Annotated in this window: 15 protein-coding genes and 1 tRNA gene; 4 read left to right on the top strand and 12 right to left on the bottom strand. The window is 51.2% G+C overall.

The genetic code is table 11. The features are described from left to right. Positions 1-38: 38 nt before the first annotated feature. The 10 genes from F5984_RS11580 to F5984_RS11625 form a co-directional block, all read right to left on the bottom strand. Entirely contained in the window at positions 39-3,227 is a 3,189-nt protein-coding gene (locus F5984_RS11580) for a SusC/RagA family TonB-linked outer membrane protein (protein WP_152124393.1), read from the bottom strand. A 369-nt stretch (positions 3,228-3,596) separates the two neighbouring features. Further along, complete coding sequence (locus F5984_RS11585) at positions 3,597-4,364, bottom strand: patatin-like phospholipase family protein (RefSeq protein WP_152124394.1); 768 nt, start codon at positions 4,362-4,364, stop codon at positions 3,597-3,599. Positions 4,365-4,421: 57 nt separating this feature from the next. Beyond that, positions 4,422-5,291 (bottom strand): MBL fold metallo-hydrolase, encoded by an 870-nt coding sequence (locus F5984_RS11590; protein ID WP_152124395.1) that lies wholly within the window; start codon positions 5,289-5,291, stop codon positions 4,422-4,424. Between the two features lie 427 nt (positions 5,292-5,718). Next, positions 5,719-7,128 (bottom strand): hypothetical protein, encoded by a 1,410-nt coding sequence (locus tag F5984_RS11595; RefSeq protein ID WP_152124396.1) that lies wholly within the window; start codon positions 7,126-7,128, stop codon positions 5,719-5,721. 84 nt (positions 7,129-7,212) lie between these two features. Further along, positions 7,213-7,635, bottom strand: coding sequence for a hypothetical protein (locus tag F5984_RS11600; protein WP_152124397.1), 423 nt, complete (start codon positions 7,633-7,635; stop codon positions 7,213-7,215). Further along, positions 7,632-8,324: a hypothetical protein gene (locus F5984_RS11605; protein ID WP_152124398.1), complete on the bottom strand. Its 693-nt coding sequence runs from the start codon at positions 8,322-8,324 to the stop codon at positions 7,632-7,634. Before F5984_RS11605 ends, F5984_RS11600 begins: the two co-directional genes overlap by 4 nt. Next, positions 8,321-8,623: a helix-turn-helix domain-containing protein gene (locus F5984_RS11610; RefSeq protein ID WP_152124399.1), complete on the bottom strand. Its 303-nt coding sequence runs from the start codon at positions 8,621-8,623 to the stop codon at positions 8,321-8,323. Before F5984_RS11610 ends, F5984_RS11605 begins: the two co-directional genes overlap by 4 nt. 94 nt (positions 8,624-8,717) lie before the next feature. Further along, the gene (locus F5984_RS11615) at positions 8,718-9,515 is read right to left on the bottom strand and encodes a hypothetical protein (protein WP_152124400.1); all 798 of its coding nucleotides are present in this window, start codon (positions 9,513-9,515) and stop codon (positions 8,718-8,720) included. Positions 9,516-9,583: 68 nt separating this feature from the next. Beyond that, complete coding sequence (locus F5984_RS11620; protein WP_246168928.1) at positions 9,584-10,894, bottom strand: site-specific integrase; 1,311 nt, start codon at positions 10,892-10,894, stop codon at positions 9,584-9,586. Positions 10,895-11,095: 201 nt separating this feature from the next. Next, positions 11,096-11,169: transfer RNA gene (locus tag F5984_RS11625), tRNA-Ile, on the bottom strand. A gap of 148 nt (positions 11,170-11,317) precedes the next feature. On the opposite strand from F5984_RS11625, the gene F5984_RS11630 reads away from it, so the two are divergent. The 4 genes from F5984_RS11630 to lpxA all read left to right on the top strand — a co-directional run bounded on the left by F5984_RS11630 (position 11,318) and on the right by lpxA (position 16,134). Then, entirely contained in the window at positions 11,318-12,580 is a 1,263-nt protein-coding gene (locus F5984_RS11630) for an HD domain-containing protein (RefSeq protein ID WP_152124401.1), read from the top strand. A 148-nt stretch (positions 12,581-12,728) separates the two neighbouring features. Then, complete coding sequence (lpxD, locus tag F5984_RS11635; protein WP_152124402.1) at positions 12,729-13,763, top strand: UDP-3-O-(3-hydroxymyristoyl)glucosamine N-acyltransferase; 1,035 nt, start codon at positions 12,729-12,731, stop codon at positions 13,761-13,763. Between the two features lie 75 nt (positions 13,764-13,838). Beyond that, positions 13,839-15,233 carry a bifunctional UDP-3-O-[3-hydroxymyristoyl] N-acetylglucosamine deacetylase/3-hydroxyacyl-ACP dehydratase gene (locus tag F5984_RS11640; RefSeq protein WP_152124403.1) on the top strand — a complete coding sequence of 465 codons (1,395 nt, stop codon included), beginning with the start codon at positions 13,839-13,841 and terminating at the stop codon, positions 15,231-15,233. Between the two features lie 109 nt (positions 15,234-15,342). Then, on the top strand, positions 15,343-16,134 hold the full coding sequence (gene lpxA, locus F5984_RS11645) for an acyl-ACP--UDP-N-acetylglucosamine O-acyltransferase (RefSeq protein WP_152124404.1): 792 nt from the start codon (positions 15,343-15,345) through the stop codon (positions 16,132-16,134). A 132-nt stretch (positions 16,135-16,266) separates the two neighbouring features. Here lpxA and F5984_RS11650 read toward each other — a convergent pair whose 3' ends face one another. Together F5984_RS11650 and F5984_RS11655 are read right to left on the bottom strand one after the other, a co-directional pair. Then, complete coding sequence (locus tag F5984_RS11650; protein ID WP_152124405.1) at positions 16,267-16,572, bottom strand: hypothetical protein; 306 nt, start codon at positions 16,570-16,572, stop codon at positions 16,267-16,269. A gap of 121 nt (positions 16,573-16,693) precedes the next feature. Then, a complete protein-coding gene (locus F5984_RS11655) occupies positions 16,694-17,428 on the bottom strand; it encodes a hypothetical protein (RefSeq protein WP_152124406.1) in 735 nt (244 codons plus the stop codon). Positions 17,429-17,527 lie beyond the last annotated feature (99 nt).

Below are 17,527 nucleotides of genomic sequence, written 5' to 3' on the forward strand. Positions count from 1 at the left end.
TAAGTCTGTTAATTAGGTCTCTTCCCAAGAGGTATCGGTTAGAACGTCAGTTTAAGCGTACCGCCCAACCGGCGTGCACTTGGCCCCGTCAGGAACTCGAAACCGAGGCCGTTACCTACCCCCAGACCCAGGTTATCCGTATCGAAGTTGAGGCCCGGAGGGAAGTGCAGTGCCCGGTACCAGAGGTTGTTACCAGTCAGGGCAACCGAAGCCCCTTTGATACCCAGCTTACCGATAAGCGTTTTGGGCAGCTGGTAAGCCAGCGACACTTCCTGCAAACGGATGGTCGATCCATCGTACATACGGCCTTCGTCGCCGAAGAAATAGAGGTTATTGAAGCCTACGTCAGATGCCGTAATCTGAATATCGTTGGGCTGCCCGTCGGCTTTCACACCGGGGAAAATGTACGTTTGAGCGCGGTCATAGCCATTTTTCAGGCCCGTATCATACGTCAGACCCCGTCCCATCAGGGCACCGGCCGACGATGAGTACATGGCTCCGCCATGCCGGTACGACCACATCATACTGAACGACAAGCCTTTGTAGCTCAGCTCGTTGATCAGGCTCGTGGTAAAGGCCGGGTTCGGGTCGCCCAAGACAATTGGGGTAGTGGTGGTTTGCAGATACCCCTGTCCGTCGATCAGGAACTGCCCCTGATCGTTCCGGCGGTAACCCGTTCCTTTGATGATGTTGAAGGGCTTACCCACCACCGCGAAGTTACCTAAACCGGCAAAACCTGTGATCTGTACTTCCTGTAACGTACCGCCGAGGTCCATCACGAGTGGTTCGTTGCGGCTGAACACACCGGTTGCATCCCAGCTGAAGGCCCCTCGCCGCACCAGATTAGCCGTCAGGTTCAGTTCGATACCCTGATTCCGAATCTTACCGATGTTGATGGTAGTTCCGGTAAAGCCCGTAGCGGCATCGAGCGGAGCGTTGGTAATCAGGTTACGCGTAATCCGACGGTACAGGGTCAGGTCAACGCTTACCCGGTTGTTGAGGAATTTCCCTTCAGCACCCAACTCGTATTCAGTGTGCAACTCAGGCTTCAGGTTAGGGTTACCCAGGGTGTTATCGACCGAGTGTGTTTGCACCGGTGCACCGGCGGCATTGAGCCAGCCCCGGGCATTCTGTGCCAGGATGTTACGCGTGTTGTAGGGGCTCGGGAAACCAGCCGACGTACCCACACCAGCCCGCAGTTTGAGGAAGTTCATGAACCCCGACGACAGCCCGTTGAAGGCCGTGGTAGGTACGAACGAAATACTGCCCGAAGGATAGAAAATCCGGCGGTTAGCCTTCTCTACGGTCGAGGTCCAGTCGTTCCGGCCAGCGAAATTCAAAAACAGGTAGTTGTTGAAATCAGCCGTAACTTCTCCGAAAACCCCCATCCGGGTTTGTTCTTCGGTCCGGTTAAACGACACGTTATCAATGAAGTTATTGTGCCGGAACAGGTTACGGGCCAGTTGGTTTTGGCTGTTCATGTTGAACACGCTCAACCGGTCGTTCCGCAGGTTACCGCCCACTTTAGCCGACACACTCAGCTTGTCGGTCAGCGCTTTGCTGTACGACAGAATGGCGGTGTTGTCCCAAATGGTATTCTTGAAATTAACGGTGTTGTACAGACCATTTACCAGCTGCACGCCCCCTTTGTTGATCATAAAGTCCTGGGTCTCGTCGTAGGTATCCAGACCCGTTTTGAACAACAGCGTCAAGTCGTTGCCGAAATCGTAGGTAGCCGTGTTAGAGGCAAAAATCCGGTTTACCACGCCCGTCGTTTTGTAGTTGGCCAACACCCAGCGGGGGTTCGGAATATCGTTGCCGCTCCGGAAATACACCGAGCTGCCATCTACCGGATTCTCGTAAGGCCATCCCATCAGGTCGACCTGCCGGGGCGTGTACATTACGTTGGCCAGTACCGAGGGGAAATCATTGGCGTTGTTACCTGTTCCTGAGCTGAGCGGTGGCGAAAACTGATCCGTATTGACAAAGTTGATCGACGTTTGCATGGTGAGCCGCTTGCTCATTTGGGCATTCAGACCCAAGCCGAGGTTTAAGCGCTTCAGGCCATTCTCTGGAATATAGCCCTGCTCATTGTTATACCCCACCGACACGTTGTAGCTCACCTTTTCCCCACCGCCCGAAATATTCAGACCCGTGTTCGAGATGTTGCCGGTGCGGAAAAAGTCGCTCACGTTATTAGGGAACACCTGCATAGTGTATGGGCTCACCGAAGCCACATAGGGGGCCATGGCCGCCCGCGTAGCTGCTACCGACAAAAACGCGTACGGGTGATTGGTGAGAGCCGTGTTGGTATTCTGCGATGGGTAAATACGGGCTTCATCAAGCGTAGGGCCCCAGTTACTGAAGAAATAACCGAGGTTTTGCTGAAAACCACCCACGTAGTCGTTCTGATACTTGGGCAGATGCGCTGTGTTGGTAAAGAACGACTGCGTCACCGTAAATTCGGTTTTGCGGGCTTTCTTGCTACCGTTCTTAGTTGTCACAAGAATTACCCCGTTCCGGCCCTGATCACCGTAGGTTACCGTAGCCGCCAGGCCTTTCAGTACCGTGATGTTTTCAATGTTGTTAGGGTCAAGGTCCAAAAACCGGCTCGATGAGGTCTGACCACCGCTGGTAAAACCACCCCGCGTGTTGGTGCTTGAGTTAAACGGAACCCCGTCGACCACAAACAAAGGCTGTACCGAACCCGTAATCGACGAATAGCCACGAATGGTAATGTTGGTACCCGTACCCGACACACCCGACGTTGCCGTGATGTTCACACCCGGTACTTTACCTTGCAGTACCCGACCCACGTCGGCCTGCGGCCGGTCTTCGATTGATTTTTTATCAACGGCATTCACGGCATAACCGAGTGCCCGCTTCTCCCGAACAAGACCCTGCGCCGTTACAACCACTTCGCCAAGCTCCTTGCTGTCGGAAACAAGCTTGATATCAATTTTGGTCTGATTACCCACCTCGACTTCCTGCGAGGCCGAGCCCACGAAGCTAAAGACAAGCCGCCCGCCCTTCTGAGGAACACTAATTGAATAATTCCCCGAAGCGTCGGTATTCGACCCTTTTGTGGAGCCTTTCAAAACGACCGATACCCCCGGCATCGGCGCCCCGTCGTCGGCCGAAATGACCTGACCGGTGACGATTCTCTCCTGAGCCCAGGCCCAGAGTGAGCATAACACCAGTAGGCTCACCAGTAGAGTTTTCCTCATAAGAACAGTTTGTTTGAGATTGAAGAATACAAGTAGAATTCCTGCAAAAATAGGAGCAGATACATACAATGCAATATTTTGCCTAATCAAAAAACTTACCTAATTATATTTCATTAAATCAACATTTGCCAAATTTTATTTTACTTTATTTACATTATAACCAACAGTTATTAAATTTTCTTATAGTAAAATTACTCATTCTTATAGGTCATAAAAGGCAACAGAAATCTCTCAAAATCGCATCATGATTGTACTTTTCCCACAATGAACAACCCTTCATACAGGATTGAGTAAGTAGTCCCACTTCGGACGTTTACTTCGACCTCAGGTACCCCAACAAAAAACCCAGCCGGTGAGCTGGGTTTTTCGTTAGGCCAAAGCCTGCATCTGTTTCTCAATCTGGCGGGCCATTCCTTTGGTATGCTGATAGCCAATTCGGAACAATTCGCGGGCTCGTTTTATATCCGACAAGCCGTAATTAGCTAACTCGGGCGGCTCAATCAAGACATTACACTTCGCAAATCGTTCTTTTGTTTTGCTCTGCACCGCCAGAATCAGGCTCCGCTCAATCACCCCACGCATGGATGTAATTGGCTTAGTCAGCCCAAACGGGTTGCAGTGCGAACCCAGCACAATGTCGACCTTGTTTTCGATCAGTTCAACCGGCAGGTTATTCAGCACACCACCGTCTACGTACTGCCGCTTGTTAATCAGCATCGGCTCAAAAATGCCCGGCAAACAGCAGGACGCCAGTACCGGCCGGATCAGTTCACCCGACTCAAACACGTCCAAATCACCCTCATTCAGATCAACGGCCGCTACGTGCAACGGAATTTGTAAACGCTCAAACCGGTCGTGCGGTAAATACTGCCGGTAGAGATCAATGGCGGTGTCAATCCGGAGCAAGCCCATTCGGTTCCAGGCGGGCCGCAGATACTTCGTAAACGACGATGACTCGACAATTTTAAGGCTCTCCTCGGGAGTGTAGCCGTTGGCAAACAACGCTCCGGCAATAGACCCCGCACTGGTGCCGGCAATCCGACTAATGGTAATCCCCTGTTCATTGAGGGCTTTCATAACACCCAGATGGGCGATACCACGGGCTCCCCCACCCGACAAAACCAGACCTATCTCCATAAACGAATCGTACGTGAGTGGTTTGTTGAGCCCAGGCTTTTACACAAGCCCGGTTGCTCACCCTATAAACGCTGAGAGCGGGCCTTTATCTTTAACCCGAACCCCTTTTTCGGTCTTCTCCACGGTAGCGGCTTCCGTTACGGGGTCGTGTTCAAACATCAGTACCCAGTTTTCGGCCGCGGCCTGGGTAAGCACCCGCGCTTTTTCGTCCATTGTGAGCAGGGGCCGCACATCATAACTCATCACATAAGGCAAGGGCACGTGCCCCGCCGACGGAATCAGGTCGGCGCAATACAACACCGTTTGGTTCCCTACGGTAAGCTTCGGCAGGGCCATCTTCTCGGTATGTCCATCTACATATACCAGATCCATACCGGATAAAGGCAGCCCGCCTTCATCCAGAAACCGAAGCTGCCCGCTTTCTTCCAGCGGCAGAATATTCTCTTTCAGAAACGACGCTTTCTCACGCGGGTTGGGGTGCGTGGCCCAATGCCAATGGGCGCTGTGGGTCCAGTAAGTAGCGTTGCCGAATGTAGGCTCCAGGCGATCGGCCACGCGCCGAATGGCCCCGCCCACATGGTCGAAGTGCAGGTGCGTGAGCAATACATCCGTAATATCAGCTTCCGAATAGCTCGCCCGCCGAATGGAAGCAATCAGCTCGGCCTTATCGGGGCCGTCGCCGTGGTGGGGCTCATAGTGCCCGAAGAATTTGTCGTCCTGCTTATCGCCCAGACCCGTATCAACCAGCACAAGCCGAGGGCGTCCGTCGGTATCGGTTGTCTCCACGAGCAGGCAGCGCATGGCCCAGGTACAGCGGTTTTGAGCATCGGCCGGGTTGAGTTTATTCCAGAGGGGTTTCGGCACAACACCGAACATGGCTCCCCCGTCGAGTTTGAAGAAGCCGGTATCAATAGTTTTGAGGGTCATTTTTCGTTTGTCGATTAGGTTGAGGCCGGGCCCAGGTGGGCGTCGGCCTGTGCGTGATGCCCAGCGATTTACGACGGATGCCTTAAAAAAACAAACCCCCACCTGCCAACGGCAAATGGGGGTTTGTGGGCCAACCAGGACCCCCACTTTTGGATATAATTCTCTGTAATTCAACTATTTACTATTCACAATTTTGTATTGCGGACGGGTTTACGGACGGTTTAGAGCAGTTACGGACGAAACAGGAATATTTTTATTAGCAAACGGCAAAGTTTCTTTTTTACAACGGAAACAACCGAAACACCCGAATTAAGTAAGTTTGCCGTGTCAGATACTATTCCGGTATCTGGTTTGAGCAGAGTCGGGCGGGTGGTTCCTCCGGCTCTCCGGCCGGGTGGTTCCCCCGGCCTTTTTTGTTGCCCGGCCCTTACCCGTTACCGTTATTGTCCCCTAATACTGACTGTTGCCGAGGGTCGAGCCGCAACGTATCAGCCACATCGAACAAAGTAGGCTGTCTGTAAATCTTGTTAATCGAGCGTTTGAGGTTGTTTCGTGGGTTGCTCTGGTCGTTGCGGAGTAGGTGAGCCGCCCGTTCTGCACGCTCCTCTTTCGAGCCTTTACGGTAACATCTGCGGCCCCGTTCGACCTCCTCCAACAAGGCAGGACACGCCCGTAACATTGTAGCCGTTGGGCGCGGGTTTGGGAGTGTTCCACGGCTCCCCGGTTTGGCCCCCTCCCGTGAACCCACTTTGTCCGAAATTGCCCCTACATATAAAGGGTAAATTTCGGACAAACTGCCCCTTTCACACCCTTCTGACAAGTCGGTAAATTTCGGACAATTTACGCCCGGTTGGGTAAGTGTTCCACGGTCTGACAAGTCTGTAAATTTCGGACACGTCGGGCGGGTCAACTCCTCCCATTTCTGAATCAGTAGCTCGGCCGTTTCGCTCTGCCATTCATTGCCCGGCCTGCGATCGGCTAACAGTTTCCTAAATTGCTCCTCCTCCCGTCTGAGCCGTTTCCGTACCCGGTCGTACTCTTTCCCTTTTAGGTCGTTGGGCAACTGCCAGTAACGCGGGTTTCGTCCCTGTAGCAGTAGCTCACGGTGACGGGTGGGCACATCGTCAACGCTCACGCCCGGCTCATCAAACAAAATGCCCGTAAACACCTCTGCCAGTAGCCGCCCCAATGCCGGGTAAAGGTCGGTGTTGAGCAGGTCGGCCAGCGTACCCAATTTGATACCCCGGCCGTGTAGGTGTTGCATCTTTAAAACCTTCACCTCAAACCGTAGCAGGTTCGCCCCTAAACCGTACTGTTCGCCTTTGTTGTAGACCTTCACGGCATACTGAGAAAACGCGGCCTGATAGTACTCAAACCCGTTATCGGTGTATCGAGCGAACGGAACCCCCTTGTAACAAATTAAGGCCCGTAGCAGGTCTTTAACCGGGTAGGGTAGTCTGAGGTTTACGCCAAACTCCAAGTTGTTGAGCGTTGAGGTTTGGGCGTTTATGCCGTAGGTGCTCACCAACTCCTCAACAACCCGCCTTACATCGTCGGCCGTAAAATCGTCGGCATTGTGCAGACCGCCCCGGCCGTAGCGGTGCAGGCTCCCCGCCAGCTCAACGCGGCCATACGTGGCCCGGTATTTGTCGGCTCCGCTCCGGCTCCGGTTCGTAGGAATGATTTTGAATGTTAGCCCCCGGTCATTGGCCCGCTGGGTGTGATCGAGCACGGCCCCGGTCTGCAAATCGACTTTACCCCCAAACGTCAGGTTGTGGTGCATGAGCAGGGCGTGAGCACTCACCGACACATCGAGTATCTTGATACCGTCAAACATGGCAGAATGAAAAAGGCCCGGCATAGGGACAAACGGCCCGGTGATCGAGCGCGGCCGTACCTATGCCGGGTGTGGTGAGTAGTGTCAGATCAAGCCCCGGCCTACAACCTCTGCCACAAACGCGGCCCGGCCATCGGGGTAGGGGTAGTAGGCCGGAAAGTAGCGGAGGGTGAGCCGCCCGGCATCGTCGGAGAATCGCACGATAACCCCGTTACGGATTCGTTCACCCGCCCGGCCGTAGGTCATCACATTGCCGAGGTAAACCCCTTTATATTTCGTTTCCTGTAGCCCGGTAAAGAAGGTGATTTTGCGCCCGTTTTCCTTCTTGGTGGTGTTTGGTCCCCGTAGTATGAGGTTGGCGTTTATATCGTCGTTAAACCGCCTATCTTCTACGATAACCTCACGGGGGACGCGGGTAAAACCGGGTGAGCAGGTAACTACGGTGTAACGGCCTTTGTCGGCATCGAGCGCAAACGTGATAAGGTGCGAAGCGGGTAGATAAATCATTGCTCCGGCCCTCCCTTCTGATTTTCGTTGAAGCCGAGGGCATCAAGAAACTCCGCATTGCCAGCGTTGAGGGCATCAAGAAACTCCTCACTTCCATCATTGACCAGGGTATCAAGATACTCCTCTGATTCAGCACGGGCAACGGTGTTTACTTGGGCAGGTTGGGTATTGGTTTGGCTCACTTCTCCAATAACACGAATAAGCCCCTCCGTAAGGTCGTGCAACATCGAATCAACCCAACTAAAGGCACATCTGAAATAGTCAGAGTCAGCAGAAGCCGAGCAATTTTCTTGGTTCTGCAACTCGAATTTATAGGTTGCCAAGGCATCAAAAACAACCTTACACTCACTCAGGCCGTGCCCGTCGGTCAAATAACCTAAACCCATACACGGTAACGGTTTGCCTTTAATGGCTGGTTTGGCGTACTCTGTGAGTTTGGCCCTTAGTCGGTCAATTATTGGCTCTATTGCCTTCCAATATTCCTTATCCCCGTAGCCTTGTTCTTGCTCAAGCTGTAAATCAAAATGTAGCTCATCAATGGCATAGAACAAGATACCGTAGTCGCTCAAGCCGTGTTCATCAGGCCGTGACGATAACGGCAGGCACACCGTAGGAATAGGCAAAGGCGGAATCGGGGGTATTGGTGGAATCGGTGGTAAACCTTGTGCTGGGCTCTGGTTGTTGCTCATTTCTGTTTGTATTTGAGGGTGTCAACTTGAGCAATGAGGTTTACCACGTCGTCTCGACGGTAACGGATTCGGCCGTTCATGTTGAATGATTGCAACGTACCCGCCTTTGTCCATTCGTGGAGTGTTACCAGCGCAATACGTAACAGTTTGGCCGTTTCCTTGCGCGTCAGGTATTCCGGTAGATCGGGGTGCGCTGGGGCTGGTGGGGTGTAGTTCGCTAACTCCGAGCGAACGGCCCCCAGTACCAGTTCCGTGAGCTGGTCGGGGGTGACTTGAATTTGTGTGACTGTGCCGTACATGGCCGTAATGGGGTTTGATTACAGCTCAAATTTGGCGGGGGTGAAGTGGTAGAGTTTTACGGGTGTAATATTTCCCGTAACAAAATGGAGATGGTTACTCTCTATAAATATTCAGGTCAATACGCCCCCGTTTGACCTTCTCAATACCTTCTATTTCTCTCATTTTTTCTAACTCTCTTTCAATTGTTGAGGCCTTTGGAAACCCCTCTATACTCTGAGCGAGAAATAGAGCAATATCTTTCAACGAGTTGTCAATTAGCGGTTTGCCTGAATAGGTATTTGTCAATGTCAGTTGAGCAAACAAGTCATATAGAACCCTTTTGTTTGCATTCCAACGAAGTTTTACCCCCGGCTCCGGTTGTGGTGGCTCCGGTTGTGGTGGCTCCTGTTGCGGGGTTGTGGGTTGTGATCCGTAAACACTCAAATAGTCATCTATCACGGTGAGGGTTTGGAGACAAGCCGAAACAGCGCAACAAACGTAATCCACTGTGGTGTAACTCTCTCCCCTGTCGGCATCGTCATACGCCCAAAAAGGTACGTCAGCACATTTCTGGTAAAGTAGTTGTGTCGGCACGTCGAGCAATAGGCCAGCAATCGAAACAAAGCGGGTTAAATCCCTCCTCAATTCGTCTGATTTTATTCTCAGCAGTTCCGCGTATTTGTCGGCCCGGTGGTCAGTCGTAACGTTCTCCTCAATTTCCTGTCTGAACAGTTCAAACAATTCATCCGATGGGATTACATGAGAAATCAGCAAGCCCCAAACCGTATCTTCTATATACCGTTTGGTGCGTTTCACATAATCATCATACTCATTTTCCGAATGAATATTTGTATCAATTCTAAGACATTGGTGTAGGTTACTCAACCATGCGTTTAGGTGCAGAAATTTCATTTCCGAGCCAGTTGTAAAATGAGGAAAAGAGACAAGCCCCGGCCAGATCGGGACGGGGCGAGGTGTGTTTAGGCGATTCGGATTGCTGATTGCCGAAAGTGAGGATGGTTGAGCAACTTAATAGCCGTTTCCTCTGCCGTGATTTTTATGTACCTCATAAACGAGGTCTCTGTTTTGTGCCCCGTCAGCCGCATAATATCAATGGTAGGAATGCCAGCGCGGTAGGCATTGGTAGCAAACGAGCGTCGGGCTGTGTGCGTCGTTACAACCTCCCACTTTTCCGCATTGCGCGTAATCTTGACCCCGCCCTCTGTTCGGCTCCGCTGTACAGGCTCCGCAATTTCGGCCAACTTTGCCAACTCCTTTAGGTACTCGTTAAACTTCTGGTTGCTGATCGTGCGAGGTAGCCGATAGGCGTATTTATGGAGAATAACAGACACTTTCGGGTTTAATGGTATGCAAACCCGTTGCCCCGTCTTTCGTGTCACCACGTTAAGTATTTGGCCCCCAAACGTCACGTTTTCGGGTGTCAACTGCGTAAAGTCTGAGAAACGTAAGCCCGTGTAGCAACCAATCAGAAACAAATCACGAACCCGGTCTAACTTCTGGCTCTTGCTGAGGTCAAGATCATAAAGCCGTTGTAGTTCCTCCTCATCGAGATACACGTTATCAACCTCCTCCGAGCACTTCTTAAAATCTTCGTGCCGAAAAATCATGTTCGCATGATACCCGGCCCGGTATGCCTGTTTGAGCAGGATTTTAATATTCTTGATCGTTGAACCTATCGTGTTCAGGCTGTAGCCCTCCGTGGTGAGGTACTTCTTAAAACGTTCGTAGAACGGTAGGGTAAAGGCATCGAAGCCGAGCCGTTCGGGGTGCCGTTTTTGGTATCGCTCAATGACCTTACCCGTTTTCCGATAGTCTTTGATTGTGTAGTTGCTGTAGCGTCGGTTTTGGGCTGTCAGGTTCTTGCCAGATTCGCAACCATTGGCGAACTCCTCTACAAATTCTACAAACGTCAGTTTGGGTTTTACTGCCTTTACCTGTTTGGGTTTCAGCCGTTCGTTGAGGTGTGTTTTAAAGTTCTCCGGTGTCAGCGGGGTTTTTGATAGCGCGAACGAGTTAGCCAGTTTGACCACTTCCACCCCGTAGTTATCCAGAATGGTGTTTAGGTCAACGAAGGGCTGACGCTCCTTCTTAGTTGGCTGGTTTGTTTTGGCCCGTTGCCGGGTTATATCCCATTGGTCGGGGTGTACCTTCTTACCCGTTGAGTGCTTGAGCCGGGTATTGTTGAAACGGTAAAGGAGAATGATAAACGTGGGCGCGTCCGACTGCGGACGGTCAAGTACAAATTTGACTTGGTTTGAGGTCGTCGTCATAATTCCGGCACTTGGTTGGTTTGAGCAAGAGCAAATAAAATAGTTCAAACACGAACGAGCAAGATTTACGGACGGGTTTGCGGACGGTTTTCCTGTATTACTTCATACTTATTTCGATACGTTTAGATACGAAAATCGCCCTAACTGACTGATAAACAATGTTTTTTTGTTTAGGTCAATTAGGGCGAATAAGTAAGGTTGTGGGCCAGCCAGGACTCGAACCTGGGACTTACTGATTATGAGTCAGGCACTCTAACCGACTGAGTTACAAGCCCATACAGAGAAAGCGTAGCCTTTCTGTATGGCAAATATACAACGATAAAGACCGGTTTGCAAGAGGTACAGCCCCCGTTCGAGCGAACGAGCCCCAAAACATTCTGCCCGGATTCTGTTATCTTTGATACAAACCAGTCGCTGCTCGCCTTGTCCTCCATCAACAAAAAGAAAATCCTGAACGACCCCGTTTACGGGTTCATTACCATCCCCTCCGAACTGCTTTACGACCTGGTCGAACATCCGTATTTCCAACGGCTTCGACGCATTAAGCAGCTCGGCATGTCGGAGTATGTGTACCCCGGTGCCCTGCACACGCGGTTCCATCACGCTCTCGGGGCAATGCACCTGATGGGACAGGCGATTCAGACGCTGCGGGGCAAGGGACACGCCATCAGCGACGAGGAATGTGAGGCCGCCCAAATTGCCATTCTGCTGCACGACGTGGGACACGGGCCTTTTTCGCACGTGCTGGAGTCCTGTTTTTTGCAGGATGTACCCCACGAAGAGGTTTCGCTCCTGCTCATGCACGACCTCAACCGGCAGTTCGGCGGGCGGCTGTCAACTGCCATTCGGATGTTTGAGGGCACCTACGAACGGCCGTTTTTTCACCAGCTGGTTTCGAGTCAGCTCGACATGGACCGGATGGATTACCTCAACCGCGACAGTTTTTATACGGGTGTCGCCGAGGGAACTATCGGGGCCGACCGGATCATCAAAATGCTCGACTTAGTCGACGATCAGCTGGCGGTAGAAGCCAAGGGCATTCTGAGCATCGAAAACTTCCTGAACTCCCGCCGGATTATGTACTGGCAGGTGTACCTGCACAAAACGTCGATCTGCGTGGAGTCGATGCTGGTTCAGGTGTTGCGCCGGGCGCGGTTTCTCGTACATCAGTACGGGGCCGATACCCTATTTGCGTCGCCGGCGTTTCGGCTTTTTCTGGAAAACGACATCAGTATTGTGGAGTTCAGAACGGAACCCCGGTACCTGAAAGCCTTTACCGAGCTGGACGATTTCGACGTGTGGGCCTGCATCAAGCTCTGGAGTAAACACCCAGACCGGGTACTGTCGAGCATTTGTCAGATGCTTCTCAACCGGCATTTGTACAAGATTATTCACGCCACCGAACCATTTGATGCCGCTTTGGTGGGCGAAATAGAAACGCAACTGCGGCAGCGCGGTATTACCGACGACGAAATGTCCTATTTTCTGGTAGAGGGACAAGCAACTAATGCGGCTTATTTGCCCTCGGGCGACAAAATAAACATCAAGCTGAAGTCAGGTCAGGTAATTGATATTGCCGACGCGTCGGACCTACCAAATATCAAGGCGTTAACGCACATTGTTCGGCGGCATTATATCTGCTGGGCCCGAAATATAAGCCTGCCCGTTGCCGAAGTTGCCCTGTAAAATGACACCCCTTTGGGGCTGGACTATGGCGTTCCGGGTAATTTATTGAAATAATCGGACAAATAACCGAATAGTCCTATTTGTTGGCTACCTTAGCGCCCGAAAAATCGCCCGTTCGCGGGTCTCTATTTAGCGCTACCAATCTTGTATGGAGTTTACTGTCAGGCAAATTGCGGCCCTGATCAATGGCAAAGTACAGGGCAACGATGCCCTGCCAATCAACCAGTTAGCCAAAATAGAAGAAGGCCAACCAGGTAGCATTTCTTTTTTATCGAACCTGAAGTACGAGCCCTTCTTGTACACGACACAGGCTTCGGCCGTGATTGTCGATGGGTCGTTTGAGCCTAAGAAACCGGTAGCGGCTACGCTCATTTTTGTAGAAAACTCCTATTCGGCCTTTACCCGATTGCTCGAAGAGTACCACCGACAGATGTCGTTTGCCCGTGTGGGCGTTGAGCAACCCAGTTATCTGGCCGACAACAGCACCGTTGGCGAGCAGGTGTACCGGGGGGCCTTTTCGTACATTGGCCGCAACTGCCGCATTGGCAACAATGTAAAAATTTACCCGCACGTATTTATCGGCGACAACGTGCAGATTGGCGATAACACCATTCTGCACCCCGGTGTACGGGTACTCGAAAATTGCGTGGTAGGTAGCCATTGCACCCTGCACCCCAATGCCGTAATCGGTAGCGACGGGTTCGGGTTTGCCCCACAGCCCGACGGTACGTACAAAACGATTCCGCAACTGGGCAACGTGATTCTGGAAGACCACGTAAGCGTAGGAGCCAACACCACGATCGACTGCGCCACGATGGGCTCAACAATTATCCGGCGCGGAGCTAAGCTTGACAACCTAATTCAGATCGGCCACAATGTAGAAATTGGGGCCAACACCGTCATTGCGGCCCAAACCGGCATTTCGGGCTCCACCAAAATTGGGGCTAACTGCACCATTGGCGGGCAGGCAGGCATTGGCGGACACATTAGCATTGCCGACCATACGCGCATCGGCGCACAGTCGGGGGTGGGCAAAAGCATTAAGGAGCCGGGGCAGGCCATCAATGGTACGCCCTCGCAGGATCTCAAAGAAAGTTTAAAGTCGCAGGTGCTCATTCGGCAGCTCCCGCAACTGGAAAAACGCATTTCGGCTTTAGAAAAAAAGGGGATTGGTGACCAATAACTGCCTCTGGGCAATCTGACACGGCCTCACCGGGCAGAACAGACAAACTCACCACCAACCACGAACGATTACTCTATGAATATCAAGCAGCAGACTATCCAGAAGGCCGTTTCGGTATCAGGCGTGGGCCTGCATACGGGTGTACAGGCAACTATGACCTTTTTGCCCGCCCCGTCGAATCACGGCTACAAGTTCCAACGTGTCGACCTACCCGGCCAACCTATTGTGGATGCCGACGTAGACAACGTGGTAGACCTCTCGCGGGGTACAACCATCGAGCAGAGTGGAGCCCGTATCCACACCGTTGAGCACACGTTGGCCGCTTTGGTAGGCTTGCAGATCGACAACGTGCTGATTCAGCTCGATGGCCCCGAGCCACCGATTATGGATGGCAGCTCGATTAAGTTTGTAGAGGCCCTGCGCGACGCCGGTATCGAAGAACAAAACGCAGCGCGTAATTATTTCGAGGTCAACGAGTACGTACACTACCGCAACGACGATAAAGACATTGAGATTGCCGCCCTGCCGCTCAACGACTACCGCCTGACGGTGATGGTAGATTACAACTCACGGTTTTTGAGCAGCCAACACGCCTACCTCAACGACCTGACGCTGTTTCCGGAAGAGATTGCCATGTGCCGTACGTTTGTGTTTCTGCACGAGCTGGAGGCCCTTTACAAACAAAATCTGATCAAAGGCGGTGACCTCAGCAACGCTATCGTGATTGTTGATCGTAAGGTAGAAGAAGGCGAGCTCGACCACCTGGCGCAGTTGCTCAACAAACCCAAAGTGAGTGTTAACAGAGAAGTCGGTATTCTGAACAATCTGGATCTGCACTACCCCAATGAAATGGCCCGGCACAAGCTGCTTGACATGATCGGCGATCTGGCCCTGGTGGGTCGTCCGATCAAGGCGCAGATTCTGGCGGCCCGTCCGGGTCATGCCGCTAACGTGGCCTTTGCCAAGAAGATAAAGAAATTAATGCTCAAAAACGCCCAGAATCAGGTACCGCAGTTCGACCCCACGCAGCCGGCCGTGATGGATATGAATCGGATCTCGCAGCTGCTCCCCCACCGGTACCCGTTCCAGCTGATCGACCGAATCATTGCGCTGGACGAAAACAGCGTGGTTGGCATTAAAAACGTGACGATGAACGAGCCGTTCTTCCCCGGTCACTTCCCCGGCAATCCGGTGATGCCCGGCGTGATGCAGCTCGAAGCGATGGCCCAAACCGGCGGAATTTTGGTGTTGAGCACCGTGTCGGACCCCGAAAACTACTGGCCGTACCTGATCGGCATTGAGAACTGCCGGTTCCGGCGCAACGTAGTACCCGGCGATACGCTCATTTTGCGGTGCGAGTTTACGTCGCCCATGAAACGCGGCATTGTGAAAATGCAGGGACGCGGCTATGTGGCTGGGCAACTGGTTTGCGAAGCCGATATGATTGCAAGCTTAGTCAAAAAGAAATGAGTTTACAGTTTATAGTTTACAGTTTACAGTTGGTTTAATCTCGGGTACCGACCTTACACGCACTACTGAAAACTGGAAACAGTACTCTGAAAACAGTAAACTGTTTATCATGATTCAACCATTAGCCTACGTCCACCCCGAAGCGAAGATTGCCCAAAATGTGGTAATTGAACCGTTCGCCATCATTCACAAGGACGTAGAAATCGGCGAGGGCACCTGGATTGGGTCGCACGCCGTCATCAACGAAGGTTCCCGTATTGGTAAAAACTGCCGTATCTACCCCGGTGCGGTTATCTCCTCTATCCCACAGGATCTGAAGTTTAAGGGCGAATATACCCTCACGTACATCGGCGATAATACCACCATCCGGGAGTATGCCACCATCAGCCGCGGTACCGAAGAACACTACAAGACCGAAATTGGCAGCAACTGCCTGATTATGGCCTATGCCCACGTGGCACACGACTGCCGTATTGGCAACAACTGCATTATGACGAACAATGTGCAGATGGCCGGTCACGTATACATGGGCGACTGGGCCATTATTGGCGGGTCGAGCTCGGTATTGCAGTTTACGCGCATCGGCGCACACGCCATGATTTCGGGCGGGTCGCTGGTGCGGAAAGATGTGCCGCCGTTTACCAAGGCAGCCCGCGAACCGCTGTCGTACACGGGCATCAACTCCATCGGTTTGCGTCGGCGGGGCTTTACCAACGAGCAGATCAACGACATTCAGGAAATTTACCGATACCTGTACCTGCGCGGCCTTAACAATGCCGAAGCGCTCACCCGCATTGAGCTGGAACTACCCGCTTCCGACGCCCGCGACGAGGTCTTGAACTTCATTCGTACGTCGGAGCGCGGCATCATGCGCGGCCCCGGCGGCCATGATCGGGAATAGGTTTATTGTTTTTAGGTTTGTTGTTTTTGGTTTGTGGTTTATCGTAAAACAAACCGCAAAAAGCAGGGGGCTGGTGTGAAAACCAGCCCCCTGCTTTTTTACAATACTAATTTTTCAGAGTTAGTGTCAAATCTAAGGTTTTAAAGCTTTAGACTGACTTGCTTGAAATTCTTTATAAGCCCGTTCTCCCTCAGGAATACTGTGCAATCGCCACCTACCGTAAATAAAGCTAATACCCAATAAAGCTATGGCAGTGTAAGTTAACACCAATATTCTTTTCACTGGAGGCTGGTTGGTATTATTAAACTCATCTTTGAGTATAAAGAAGCGTAAAATCAATGCCATAAATATGAACATCAAAATAGCTCCACCTAAGAACCAAAAAACAGAGTCTGAAAACCGAAGTCTGTAAAGTGAGCTGATTAGGATATAAAGCATACAAGAAAATGATAACGATAAGCCTGTTACCATCAGGAACCTTGACAACATTTGAACTTTTGAGCTTTTCATAGTGATCTGTTTCTCAAACAAAAATATCATTAAATCTCCGATCTCAAAATTAATCTGGGCAAGCACTAAAGCAATCTCCTAATGTAGTTAGTGCAGCGTCTTCAGCTATAAGATATGCAGCAGCAACACCAGCTATTCCTAAAGCCCCAGCGGCCATGCCGGCAGGCCCACCGAGAAGTCCAGCACCATAGGATACAATAGTACCTGCAATAGCAGCATATCCAGCATACTCTAATGTATGGTAATAGACCGTATTACAATCACCACCACAATCATGCACGCGTGCTTGAGCTGCATTTGCTTTGAAAGCCTGAGTAAATGCCACTTTTGATGCAGAGTGTTCAGATACTCTTTTCATTAACTCTTTACGTTTTTCTGTAGAAAGAGTGGAAAAGCGAGTTTCGGCATCTAAGCGTTTAAGAAGTACATTGAGTTTTTCAGTTGCTCCTATTACTAAGCTCGGCTTGCTGAACTTTTCTCCCAGATTGGCTTCAAGTTCTCTTACAGTACGACTAGAAGCCAATCTATTCTCAAAGTCTACGACATTAACTTGGTTAACAACAAGCTGCTTTTGTTTCACTAATTCGCTCATGTTCGCCATTTCAGAGAAAAGGGCTTTATAAGCTGAACTTGTGGCGACCTTTTCTACAAGCAACACCATTTGCTCCTCGGTTATACTTTGTACAGGTGCCAAATCTGACTCGTTCCGGCAAGATGGAGAAATGAGCATTGTTGAACAAACAATCAGCAGCGTTCCGCACTTTCTGAGTAATAGACTATTCATTGTTTCAGAATTTGTTTAAGTTAAAAAATATTCAGTTAATTGATTTAGACACAACAAACCTAGTTACTTACCTTTTAAACTGTTATGCAAATACTATGA

Source organism: Rudanella paleaurantiibacter, assembly GCF_009184635.1.
GTDB classification, from domain to species: Bacteria; Bacteroidota; Bacteroidia; order Cytophagales; family Spirosomataceae; genus Rudanella; species Rudanella paleaurantiibacter.

What these genes read in the sequence shown, in the direction of transcription:
- F5984_RS11605 (WP_152124398.1), bottom strand. Translation starts at nt 8,324, where the DNA reads ATGAGCAACAACCAGAGCCCAGCACAAGGTTTACCACCGATTCCACCA.
- lpxD (WP_152124402.1), top strand. Translation starts at nt 12,729, where the DNA reads ATGGAGTTTACTGTCAGGCAAATTGCGGCCCTGATCAATGGCAAAGTA.
- F5984_RS11580 (WP_152124393.1), bottom strand. Translation starts at nt 3,227, where the DNA reads ATGAGGAAAACTCTACTGGTGAGCCTACTGGTGTTATGCTCACTCTGG.
- F5984_RS11650 (WP_152124405.1), bottom strand. Translation starts at nt 16,572, where the DNA reads ATGCTTTATATCCTAATCAGCTCACTTTACAGACTTCGGTTTTCAGAC.
- F5984_RS11610 (WP_152124399.1), bottom strand. Translation starts at nt 8,623, where the DNA reads ATGTACGGCACAGTCACACAAATTCAAGTCACCCCCGACCAGCTCACG.
- F5984_RS11600 (WP_152124397.1), bottom strand. Translation starts at nt 7,635, where the DNA reads ATGATTTATCTACCCGCTTCGCACCTTATCACGTTTGCGCTCGATGCC.
- F5984_RS11640 (WP_152124403.1), top strand. Translation starts at nt 13,839, where the DNA reads ATGAATATCAAGCAGCAGACTATCCAGAAGGCCGTTTCGGTATCAGGC.
- F5984_RS11585 (WP_152124394.1), bottom strand. Translation starts at nt 4,364, where the DNA reads ATGGAGATAGGTCTGGTTTTGTCGGGTGGGGGAGCCCGTGGTATCGCC.
- F5984_RS11615 (WP_152124400.1), bottom strand. Translation starts at nt 9,515, where the DNA reads ATGAAATTTCTGCACCTAAACGCATGGTTGAGTAACCTACACCAATGT.
- F5984_RS11620 (WP_246168928.1), bottom strand. Translation starts at nt 10,894, where the DNA reads ATGACGACGACCTCAAACCAAGTCAAATTTGTACTTGACCGTCCGCAG.
- F5984_RS11595 (WP_152124396.1), bottom strand. Translation starts at nt 7,128, where the DNA reads ATGTTTGACGGTATCAAGATACTCGATGTGTCGGTGAGTGCTCACGCC.
- F5984_RS11590 (WP_152124395.1), bottom strand. Translation starts at nt 5,291, where the DNA reads ATGACCCTCAAAACTATTGATACCGGCTTCTTCAAACTCGACGGGGGA.
- F5984_RS11655 (WP_152124406.1), bottom strand. Translation starts at nt 17,428, where the DNA reads ATGAATAGTCTATTACTCAGAAAGTGCGGAACGCTGCTGATTGTTTGT.
- lpxA (WP_152124404.1), top strand. Translation starts at nt 15,343, where the DNA reads ATGATTCAACCATTAGCCTACGTCCACCCCGAAGCGAAGATTGCCCAA.